The sequence below is a fragment of the Streptomyces sp. NRRL F-5122 genome, assembly GCF_001507435.1.
In the GTDB taxonomy this organism is placed as follows: Bacteria; Actinomycetota; Actinomycetes; order Streptomycetales; family Streptomycetaceae; genus Streptomyces; species Streptomyces lannensis.
Genome location: NZ_LMWH01000269.1, coordinates 23,603 through 33,436 on the forward strand (window position 1 = coordinate 23,603; position 9,834 = coordinate 33,436).

The 9,834-nt window shown below is 63.5% G+C and carries 10 protein-coding genes and 1 pseudogene; 3 read left to right on the forward strand and 8 right to left on the reverse strand.

Features of this window, described 5'->3' with window-relative positions:
* Positions 1-163: 163 nt before the first annotated feature.
* Positions 164-427, forward strand: a complete 264-nt coding sequence (locus tag ADL25_RS37265) for a WhiB family transcriptional regulator (protein ID WP_059132356.1) — start codon at positions 164-166, stop codon at positions 425-427.
* A gap of 181 nt (positions 428-608) precedes the next feature.
* A pseudogene (locus ADL25_RS51070) lies at positions 609-1,020 on the forward strand (IS5/IS1182 family transposase); the annotation flags it as partial.
* Positions 1,021-1,052: 32 nt separating this feature from the next.
* Here the strand turns inward: ADL25_RS51070 and ADL25_RS37270 are convergent.
* The 6 genes from ADL25_RS37270 to ADL25_RS37295 all read right to left on the reverse strand — a co-directional run bounded on the left by ADL25_RS37270 (position 1,053) and on the right by ADL25_RS37295 (position 6,576).
* On the reverse strand, positions 1,053-1,778 hold the full coding sequence (locus ADL25_RS37270; RefSeq protein WP_159045084.1) for a hypothetical protein: 726 nt from the start codon (positions 1,776-1,778) through the stop codon (positions 1,053-1,055).
* A 399-nt stretch (positions 1,779-2,177) separates the two neighbouring features.
* Positions 2,178-2,786 carry an RNA polymerase sigma factor gene (locus ADL25_RS37275; RefSeq protein ID WP_063805811.1) on the reverse strand — a complete coding sequence of 203 codons (609 nt, stop codon included), beginning with the start codon at positions 2,784-2,786 and terminating at the stop codon, positions 2,178-2,180.
* A 1,142-nt stretch (positions 2,787-3,928) separates the two neighbouring features.
* The gene (locus ADL25_RS49380) at positions 3,929-4,318 is read right to left on the reverse strand and encodes a hypothetical protein (RefSeq protein WP_159045085.1); all 390 of its coding nucleotides are present in this window, start codon (positions 4,316-4,318) and stop codon (positions 3,929-3,931) included.
* A gap of 276 nt (positions 4,319-4,594) precedes the next feature.
* Entirely contained in the window at positions 4,595-5,515 is a 921-nt protein-coding gene (locus ADL25_RS37285) for an IS3 family transposase (RefSeq protein ID WP_059132359.1), read from the reverse strand.
* Positions 5,512-5,820, reverse strand: coding sequence for a transposase (locus ADL25_RS37290; protein WP_059132360.1), 309 nt, complete (start codon positions 5,818-5,820; stop codon positions 5,512-5,514). The genes ADL25_RS37285 and ADL25_RS37290 overlap by 4 nt, the downstream gene beginning before the upstream one ends.
* 282 nt (positions 5,821-6,102) lie before the next feature.
* Positions 6,103-6,576: a DUF5709 domain-containing protein gene (locus ADL25_RS37295; protein ID WP_059132361.1), complete on the reverse strand. Its 474-nt coding sequence runs from the start codon at positions 6,574-6,576 to the stop codon at positions 6,103-6,105.
* Between the two features lie 978 nt (positions 6,577-7,554).
* Between ADL25_RS37295 and msrA the strand changes: the two genes are divergently transcribed.
* On the forward strand, positions 7,555-8,064 hold the full coding sequence (gene msrA / locus ADL25_RS37300) for a peptide-methionine (S)-S-oxide reductase MsrA (protein WP_199839270.1): 510 nt from the start codon (positions 7,555-7,557) through the stop codon (positions 8,062-8,064).
* Positions 8,065-8,135: 71 nt separating this feature from the next.
* Here msrA and trxA read toward each other — a convergent pair whose 3' ends face one another.
* Both trxA and ADL25_RS37310 read right to left on the reverse strand, forming a co-directional pair.
* Positions 8,136-8,462 (reverse strand): thioredoxin, encoded by a 327-nt coding sequence (gene trxA / locus ADL25_RS37305; RefSeq protein WP_059132363.1) that lies wholly within the window; start codon positions 8,460-8,462, stop codon positions 8,136-8,138.
* 101 nt (positions 8,463-8,563) lie between these two features.
* The gene (locus ADL25_RS37310; RefSeq protein WP_079050844.1) at positions 8,564-9,337 is read right to left on the reverse strand and encodes an SDR family NAD(P)-dependent oxidoreductase; all 774 of its coding nucleotides are present in this window, start codon (positions 9,335-9,337) and stop codon (positions 8,564-8,566) included.
* Between the last annotated feature and the right edge of the window lie 497 nt (positions 9,338-9,834).

Here is a 9,834-nt window from a genome sequence, read left to right on the forward strand (position 1 = left end):
TGCCCGATGGTAAGAAGCAACGGCTTCTCGATCGGTGTCCGACCCGGTTCTGCCTGCAGAGCGGCGGCGAGTGCGTTGGAGAGCACGGCAGTCAGCATCTGAGGCGGTCTCTGATCTCTTCTGCGCTGCTGCGACAGCTGTCCATGGTGTGCAAGGTTGCGCTGTGCTGACCTGGCATGAGAAGGCGGCCTGCCGGGATTGCGATACTGACCTGTTCTTCCCCATCAGCATGCAGGGAGCAGGCCGCCGCCAGGCCGACGAGGCGAAGGCTGTCTGCAGCATGTGCTCCGTCCGCGAGCAGTGCGCCGACTGGGCGGTAGACACAGCTCAGCAGTACGGGATATGGGGCGGAATGGACGAGGCAGAGCTGGCGCAGGCAACGAGGACTGCTTCACGCTCCCGACTGCAGCGCCGCCCAGCTCAGTAACGTCTGGCGGCACTGGCATATGAGTTGACGTGCTCCGGGTTCGCAGTCCCAGACCAGAAGAGACAGAGTTCGCCAAGGTATGTAGTTCTTTCGACGCCCTCCCACAACGAGGTAAAGGTGGTGCACCTCCGTGTGTCGACAGTGCACTGGTATTCCAGGCCCCGCCGACGAAACGGTGAGTGAAGGCAGGCGGCGTCCGATGGCTGTGCTGGTCACACCGGGCTAGGCAAGCGGTGGCCCGGAGCGCGTCCGTGTGCCGCGCTCGGCCGGCGGGCGTCCTCGCACTCGGCCGGACCACCTGAGCAGCGACAAGTCGTACAGCTCCCGCCGCAACCGCCGCCTTCTGCGACGTCGGCAGATCAAGCACACATCCCCGATCGTCGCGACCAGCAGGCTTATCGGCAAGAGCGTGGCAGCAGAGGCGGTCGGCCCACCGGCTGCAACCGGGGCCGGTATGCCGGCAGGAACGAGGTCGAACGAGCGATCACACCCTCAAGGGCTTGCGCGCCGCGACCGCTCGATTCGACAAACGGGCCTACGCCTTCCACGGCACGGTGACCGTCACCGCTATCCAGCCACGGCTCTGCTCCTGAGCCCTCCGCGCCTACTCTCGATCTACCCCGGCCTACCGCAGGACGGGGCAGTTGGCGGATGAGTACTCGTCCGCGATGTTGAACACGGCGGCACAGACTGGGCATTCGGTCTTGCCGAAGAGGTAGGCAATTCCGTCGGCGAGGGCCTCGTGCCCGTCGCGGACGGCAGTCTCGTGCATCCACCGGCCAATGCCGGAGAGTTCCTCGGAGGACGCCGGCCAAAGGCCGCGACGATCAACGTCGCCCAGGTGCCAGTCCCGGATCGCCGAATAGCAACCGTAGTCACCAATGGCGATCGTCACTTCCACGGCGCAGTTGGGGCAGGCCAGGTGGTAGAAGTCGTCCGTGAAGTCCCCCAGGACGGCACTCCAGTGATACTCCTCCTTGGCCGCGAGCAAATCGAGGAGGGGCGCGAGGTAGCCGACCGGCCGTGACTGCAGATGCCGGTCCAACAACTCGCGGAACTCCACAATCACGTCGGCGCAGTCCGCCAGCAGTTCGTCGCAGCCGTGGTGTCCAGCCGCGCGTCGCAGGATCGCTCCGGCCAGACCACGCGCCCGCGCGCTCCTCGAGGCGATACCTATCAGGCGCGGCAGGGCAGCAAAGCTGGCCGGGAAGACGAGGTCGTGTTCGAGGACCAGCCGGTACCCCAGCTCGTCCCATGCTTCGGCGTTGTCCTCGAGCTCCACCAGTTCCAGAAGTGCGGGGACGCGATCGACATCCCCGTAGCAGTCGTGCATCTGCGTCCAGTTCACCACCTGGGCATTAAAGCGCCCCATCGCAGCCCAGGTGGAGGCATCTGTCCCTGACCCACAGGACAAACCCCGCTGTCTGACGAAGTGACCTGCGTCAGTCGGTCGTCTTCCGCCTCGTAGGGGTCTTGCCGCGCCCAGGGGGATCATCAACGAAGTGCTGCCGCTCATGTCGAGACACGCTGCGCTCCTCGTGTGCATCACGGGCAGCACGACTTGGTCGCACCGGCGACGGCTCGCGACAACCCCGGAGCGCGCCTGTACATGTACAGGCGGGCGAGCGGGCCGTGCAGCCTATGATGGCGTACCAACGAAGGGCTCGGGGGAGGCGCCCTGTCAGCGCGTAGCCGTCGATGTGCCCGTCGGAGGCGGCTGCTTTGACAACTCCTTGCACGGAGCACAGTTTCAGCGTGCAGCGCTGAGGAGGCCGTTAGCGACCAGTCTGGCCCGCAGCTTCTTGCGTGCGTCGAACATGGTCTTGTACAGGGCGTTCCGGTTCGTTTCCAGCTCGTCGGCCAGCGTCTCTAGGGGGACGCCCCCGACGAGCGCGGTGAAGACCTGTCGCTGTCGCGCGCTCAACGCTGTCTCGACAGCCTCCCGGACAGCCTCGATTAGTTCCTGGGCTTGCCAGTGGCTGACGGGGTCGATGCCAGAGTGGTCTGGCACCTGCGCCCATTCGTCCAGATCGAACCGGGCGGTTGAGGTGCGCCAGAAGTGGCGGCCGAGCTTGCTGGAAACTTCAAGCACCACGAACCGGAAGGCCCAAGTGGTAAACCTGGCGTCACCCCGAAAGTCGTGGATCTTATGCGTGATCCTCATCAGGGCGTCAGCAGCCGCTTGGTGGGCGAGGTCGTTCAGCTCCGGTCCTGTGATCCGATAACGAGGTCCTCGGCGGAACACATCATCCATCGCGATCCGAACCAGCAATGCATGCAGGCGCGCACAGGCTTGCTCGTACTCCGGCCCAGTCCCGTCTTCCAACGCGTTAACCCATGCGGCGGATTCCGGGTCCAACTGTCCCGGAGTTCTAGAAATCCTTTCTTTCGGAGCCCCGCCGCCGCTTCTGGCAGCGTTGCTCGGACCCGAGTGACACATTATTTTGGCGTCCGCAGAGTGCATAGCTCTCAATCCCCAGGTCATCTTGTACTAACAAGCTAACCACAGGGTTATCTACACGCCGTCTACGCTAAATCGTCGCTTGGATCTTCGAGGCACACGACCTTTTCGCATGCGCCAGGCTGCTACGCAGCCCCAGAGGAATATTCGGCAGTCCGCCGTGGCCTGTCGACACGTCCGCCTGGACGTGTGGCTTCGGAGCCTTACCTGCCGAGGTTCTCTATGGTGTGTACTTCTCGAGCGCGTACCAGGCAGCAGCCTACGTAGCTGCCAGCGTCCTCTGTGAATGCGCCGTATCAAGTTCCCGCGGAGGTTCTCATGGTCTCTGTCGCTTTGAGGTGAGAGACCTTGGAAATCTACCAGGTCGATGGCGAGGATGGCGGAATTTATGGAAGACGGCTTTGCGGTCAGGTTCGAGAGGTGCTCGAGCGTGTCGGACTCGACTGACCTCATCGCTGTAGGTGTACAGGTGCCGAGGTGCGGAACTTGCTACTCCTCCAATTCTGGTGTAAGGCACTGACGCTGACGGAACTGCTTCTTACCGCAGATGTCTAATGTTTTGACTGACCAGAACTGGTCGAATTAAGCGTGGGCTCGAATGTATGCGTACCTATAGCAGGTTTTCGGCGTCTGCTGGGTTGCATATAAGGCGCCTGCCAGCGGTGTGAAGGGCCCGACTGTGCTCACCATCGAACTTTCGTGACGATCCACCGATGTAGTCGATGGTCGTCACGTTCTCTCAGGCTGATGGTGGGGAGGCCCAGGGCCCAAGTCGTCCCGGATAGACGCCGGGTTCCACTGCTCCGGTCTGGACTCGTCCGTTGTACAGGTTGGAAGGTTGCTGGTCAGCCCAAGTTCGGCAGGAGTGCGAGTCGTCTGAGGGCGGTGATGACCCCACCGGCTCGACGCCAGTGGCGCATGAAGCGGAAGACGCGGCGCCGGCCGGTGGTGACAAACTGACCAGCCGCGGAGAACAAGCGGAACCGCCGACTGCGGGGTACGAAGAGATCGACATGGCCAGTCAGGGCTAGGATGAGCATCTAAGCCAGCAGGTCGAGCGCGATCCGGACTCGAGCCAGACCCCGTTCTGGACCATTTCGTGTAGAAACAGGTTGCGCGATCCGGCCTTCGGTCCGGGACCGCAGCCGGTGGCCGAACTCGAGCCGGGAGATCAGTCGGTCGCTGGTGCTGGTGGCGAAGCAGATGATCCACATGCCGTCGGCGTTGATGATCCTCAACTGGACGCCGGAATATGTTCGTTCCTTGCAGAGGATCGCCGGTATGCCTTTTGGCCAGCTTTCAAGGAAGTTGCCGCTGAGCTCGGCAACCCATGCTCCGTCGCAGACCTCGCCACCCGTTTTGGCTGCCGGGATCCAGATCGATGCTGAGATCTTCAGGATGTGCTGGCGGATGGCGTCTGTGATCACCATGCCTACGAAGTAGGACAGTGAGCTGCCAGGCAAGCCAGGCCACGAACTGGTGGGTGCCGCCGGCGGAGTCGCGGCGGATCAGTGTCTGCCGCCCGCACCGGAAATTCTTGGACGGTTAGGCGAGGGCCAGGCGAGCGGCCTCGATGCAGGCGGCGTCACTGTTCGAGCCTGCGTAACCTGGGCTGCGCAGAGCGGCGACGAATCGACGATCCCGCCCGGCCCATGGTCCACGAACCCTGTCAGGGTGAGGTTCCCCCGCTGTACGGGAGTGGTTGACTAGCTGGTCAGGGCGGGTTGACGCGGTTTCAGGTTCACTTGTTCGGTCGCTGCCTGGTCGGCGTAGTGCTTCTCTTCGTACTCGATCGGACTGAGGTAGCCGAGCCGCTTCTGGATGCGGCGGGGGTTGTAGAAGCCGTCGATGTACTCGAAGAGTGCGAGGTTCGCTTCGGCTCTGGTGGCGAAGACGCGGCCGCGGATGCACTCGGTCTTGATCACCATCCACATGTTCTCCGCCAGGGCGTTGTCGAAAGAGTCGCCGACCGAGCCCATGGACGCCTGAATACCGGCCCTGACCAGGCGTGTCGTGAGTTTCACGGACGTGTACTGACAGCCGTGATCCGCATGATGAATGAGCTCACCGGGGGCGACTTCGCGGCTGGCCAGGGCGTACTCCAGCGAGGTCAAGACCAGGTCCGCGTCCGCGCGAGCGGAAGTCTCCCAGGCCACGACCCGGCGGGAGAACGCGTCGCGGATCGCGGACAGCCACAGTGGTCCCTCCAGCGTCGTGACCATCGTCAGGTCGGTGACCCACAACCGGTTCGGCCCGTCCGCGGTGAAGTCGCGTTGCACCAGGTCAGGGGCAAGTTCGGCGTCCGGGTCACGTTGGGTGAAGCCCTTGGTGCGGCGGGGGCTGATCCCGGCGAGGCCAGCTTCACGCATGAGCCGCTCGACCCGTTTGCGGCCGACGCGAGTGCCTTCGCGTTTGAGGACGGCGTGCATGCGGGGTGATCCGTAGATCCCGCCGGACTCGGCGTGGACCTGGCGGATCTTCCCGGTGAGCGCGGCGTCCTGGCGGCGGCGCTCGCACGGCGCCTTCTCGGCTTGGCGCCAGCGGTAGTAGGTGGAGGAGGGGATGGAAACTTCCCGGAGTACGGGCTCGACCCCCAGGTGCGGGTGCTCGTCGAGGAGCGCGGTCACCTGGGCCGGGTCGGGTCGAGCTGGGCCGCGAAAAAAGCCGAGGCTGTCCGCAGGACGTCGTTTGCCCGCTTGAGCTGAGCGTTCTCCTTCCGCAGGGCGGCAAGCTCCTCGCGCTCGGCGGTGGTGAGCATGTCGCCTCTCTCGCCGGCGTCGGCCTCGGCCTGCCGGATCCAGTTGCGCAGAGCCTCGTGGTGCACGCCGAGCTCCTCAGCCATGCGTCGGATGACGGGCTTCGGCTCGGCAGCGCGGTACATCCGCACCGCACGATCACGCAACTCCAACGGGTACTTCCTCGGGGCAGGCATCGTCAGATCTCCTCTCGCGAGATCCATCTGACCCCCTGTCACCCCACCCCGCATCTCGGGGGAACCTCAGGGGGTGGTCAGCCTAGTTCTTCCTTCAGGTTGGGGCCTGCGTCCTGCCTGTCGGAGTGAGCGACGACCCGAACTCCATCCAGGTGGTCGCATCGATTCTTGGCCTGCTGGCCGGTCTACACGACACCTGGAGCAGCCTGCCTGACTGTCGGCTGCCGGTTGACACCGGTCGTCTCTTCCTTGCGGCTCAAGTCGAGGCGGTCGGGACGGCCCTCAGGAGCCGTCGCTGGTTTCAGGCACGATATGGACAGCTGCCTCCTCAGCTGAGGCAGCGCCGCCGTCGATCCCGACGTCCCGTGCCCAGTAGTCGTCACCGTCGTATCCGGTGGCGTCAATGCCTGTATCCCAGCTGAGGAGCCGTCCAGCGCGCTCATCGCCGACCTGGTCATCGATGAGTTCGCCATCCGTGTCGACCGTGTCACCCAGCCCGTCGCCGTCGTCTGACGTGCTCACCTCCGGCACCTCTCGCTTCAGGCGGTGTGCGAGGTCTTCGTGAGAGGCCCCCTCTCTCGCGGTCAGCCCCCACTCGTTGACGGCTATGGGCGCTTCGGCAGGCGAGTAGCCGCTGTCCAGGACATCTTCGCCGAGCTCGTCCTCGTCGAATTCCTCTTGCTCACGCAGCAGGTGGGAGGCACCAAGGTCCTCGAAGTCCGGACGGTCGTCAGGTGAAGTCATCTTGGTCTCCATGCCGTAGGGGTGTCTGGCAACACAGGCGTCGTGCCCTTGTTGGCAGTGTGGCGCCAGAGGTTGTCATTCAAGCGGCTTGATGTGCACGAGGCATCTATCCGAGATAGTCACTGAGCCCCCGCCGCCTGTACGGAGCCCGTGCGATCCGCCTCTCGCCTTCAGCTTCGTATGCCACCCCAGCTTCCGGGGTGGCTGGAGTCGACCAGCCCCGCGAAGCCAGCCTTCTCCTTGATGGAGCGGTCGACAATCCCAGAGTACTTAGTGATCGTGGCACCATCGGTCCTGAGGTCGTCAGGGCCGTACCGCATCAGCAGCTTGGATCAGTCACGTTCTCGGGAACCTTCCCGGATCGCTGTATGAATCAAGACGTATCGCCAGTCGTCCGTCCCGTAGACGAGCGTGCATAGCGCCTGCGCACCGTAGGGCAACTCGTAGAACCGGCCTTCAAGGTTCTCTGAAACCTCGACTGCCCGTCAGCTCCTGCTGATGGCCCGTCATGGTTAGCCTCACACCCAGCACGAGACATGACGCCGAGGCCGACGCTGCACGTGTTCCTTGCGTCCGTCCCCGAGGGAGCCCTCGTTCTCCTACGCGGCGCTGAAGAGACAACTCCAGCCGAGACAGCAAGCCTGGCTCTGACCGCGCGTATAGGCATACAGCATGCCCTCGCGCTGTCCGCCACACGGGCGTCGGCTCAGAGAAGAGCCGCGGCTCGTGCACCGGCTCGCCGGCGTCCAACACTCGGCTTGCACCCTGCCCGCCTACGGGTAGGGAGGTAAGAAATCTACTGCTGAAGCAGCTAACTATGTGAGGGCGAGTCGTCCGCGTTTGGCTGGCGTCTTGGGGCCCCTCCCCACCACCACATTCGCCTTGGCTTCGTGGCCAGGCGAGTGTGACTCTCGCCGTCGGCGGCTGTGTCACATCTGGGGACCGGGTCCTCAGGCTCCAGGTTGAAGCCTCGTAGACAGGGAGTGTGCTGTGGTAGCGGAAAGAGAAAAGGTAGTGCTGGCTGGTGGCTGCTTCTGGGGGATGCAGGAACTATTCCGCACGTTTCCGGGGGTTGTGGAGACGCGTGTCGGCTACACCGGGGGTGAGGTCGTCAACCCAACTTACCGCAGTCATGGAAGCCACGCCGAAGGGATCGAGATCACCTACGACCCCGCCAGAACAACCTACCGTGCCCTTCTGGAGTTCTTCTTCCAGATCCATGATCCCACCACGATGAACCGGCAAGGCAACGACATCGGAACGAGCTACAGATCTGCCATCTTCTACCTGAACGACGAGCAGCGCCGCGTAGCCGAGACAACGATTGCCGACATCGAGGCGTCTGGACTGTGGCCCGGCAAGGTGGTCACTGAGGTAGTACCTGCCGGAACCTTCTGGACGGCAGAGCCTCAGCACCAGGACTACCTCCAACGCTACCCGAACGGCTACACATGCCACTACATTCGTAAGGCCTGGCAACTACCCAAGACACCGGCCTGACCAGTAGCGAGGCTGCTCCCGTCGAAGTGTGACGGGAACAGCCTCAGCGAAGCGTTGATTAGGCCACGTGCCTAAAGGAACTCCCTCAGATCCCGTTCAAGGACGCCCTTCGGCTGGGCGCCGATCACCGTCTTGACCACCTTGCCGTCTCGGTAGACGTTGAGCGTGGGGATCGACCTAATGTCGTACCGCTCTGCAGTGCGCGGGCTCAGGTCGACGTTCAGCTGAACTATCTCGATCTTGTCCTTGTGCTCGGCAGCCAGCTGCTCCAGCACTGGCGCCACCAAGCGGCAGGGCCCGCACCACTCGGCCCAGAAGTCGACGAGAATCGGCTTGTCGCTAGCGAGCACCTCCTCGGCGAACGTTTCGTCAGTGACGTCTCTCAAGTTGCCTGCCATACGGTGCCCCTCTCTGCGCGGGTATTGCGATGGGTAAGGTTCACGGGCCCGCCCGCCCGGAGCAGGGGTGCTCCGGGCGGAACGCAACCAGCTGACCGGCGTCAGTTCCGGCCGGCCATGACTCCGCCATCGACGTTGAGGATGGCCCCCGTCGTCCAACTCGAAGCGGGAGAGAGCAGGAAGACGATCGCGGACGCGAGGTCCTGTGGCGTGCCAACTCGGCCGAGCGGGTGCAGATCGCTCAGATTTTCCATCGCGCCGTCCAGCTGGTCTGCCGGGAAGACCTTCTCGAAAAGGGGCGTCCGGGTAACCGCGGGGGCCACAGCGTTGACGCGAATGCCCTCGCCTGCCAACTCATAGGCCAGGTTGTGCGTGAGAGCATGCAGCCCCGCCTTGGCCATCGAGTAGGCGGACGAAGGCGTCAGGCCGATTGCCTGGTGCGCCCACATGCTGCCCACGTTCACAATCGCGCCGCCCTCCCCGCCTGCGATCATGCCCCGCACCACAGTCTGGGTCAGGAAGAACGTTGCCCTGTTGAGATCGTGGTAGGCGTCGTAGTCGGCGACTTCGTAGTCGAGGAAGGGCTTAGGGATGAAGAAGCCGGCAGCGTTGACCAGGAGGGTCGCGTCGGGGTGGTCCTCTGCCAACTGCTTCTGGGCTTCGACGACCTGGTCCTGGTCTGCCAGGTCTGCGGCGACCGACCATGCAGCACCGGACTGCGAGAGGCTTGACACGGCCTCGTCGAGCTTCTGGCCCGGGCGGCCGACAAGCACCGCGCTGCCGCCTGCCGCGACCACGTTCTCGGCAGTCTTGTAACCCATGCCGCTAGCGCCGCCGAGCACAACAATTTTCTTGCCTTCGAAATCCGTGGCCACGCGAATCACTCTCCAATTAAGCAGCGAACATTGCTTCTCTTTTGTGCAGATTCCACTCTGACACGATCAGGTCTACAACAGCTCTACAGCGTGTCTACGATGCGCACCACGACTGCAGACGCTGTTCATGAGACCGCTATTGCCCCGCCCATTACGCCTGGCCACCGGAGCATTTGGTCGCTTGCCAAGGCTTCTAAGGTAGTTGCGTGTCGTAAATGACCACGCGTGGGCGGCGCGGTACTCGTCATCGACGACAGTTATGGACCGATGCCGCAACCCTTGAGCAGAGCAGCACAGCCGCACCCCGCTAGCACGCAGCAACTTGTAACCCGGCCCCGATACTCCCACCTTGGCCGCCTTCTCCTCGTGCGTGCAGCCGAGTCCTTGGGACCGATCATTTAGACGTCATCTCATTTGGTGAGTCTGTGCGATGATTCATCGGCCAGCAGGAAGCCAGGAGCGGGGGCGCAGGCCGATGGAGTACGTCAATCTCGATG

What these genes read in the sequence shown, in the direction of transcription:
- ADL25_RS49380 (WP_159045085.1), bottom strand. Translation starts at nt 4,318, where the DNA reads ATGGTGATCACAGACGCCATCCGCCAGCACATCCTGAAGATCTCAGCA.
- ADL25_RS37290 (WP_059132360.1), bottom strand. Translation starts at nt 5,820, where the DNA reads ATGCCTGCCCCGAGGAAGTACCCGTTGGAGTTGCGTGATCGTGCGGTG.
- ADL25_RS37295 (WP_059132361.1), bottom strand. Translation starts at nt 6,576, where the DNA reads ATGGAGACCAAGATGACTTCACCTGACGACCGTCCGGACTTCGAGGAC.
- trxA (WP_059132363.1), bottom strand. Translation starts at nt 8,462, where the DNA reads ATGGCAGGCAACTTGAGAGACGTCACTGACGAAACGTTCGCCGAGGAG.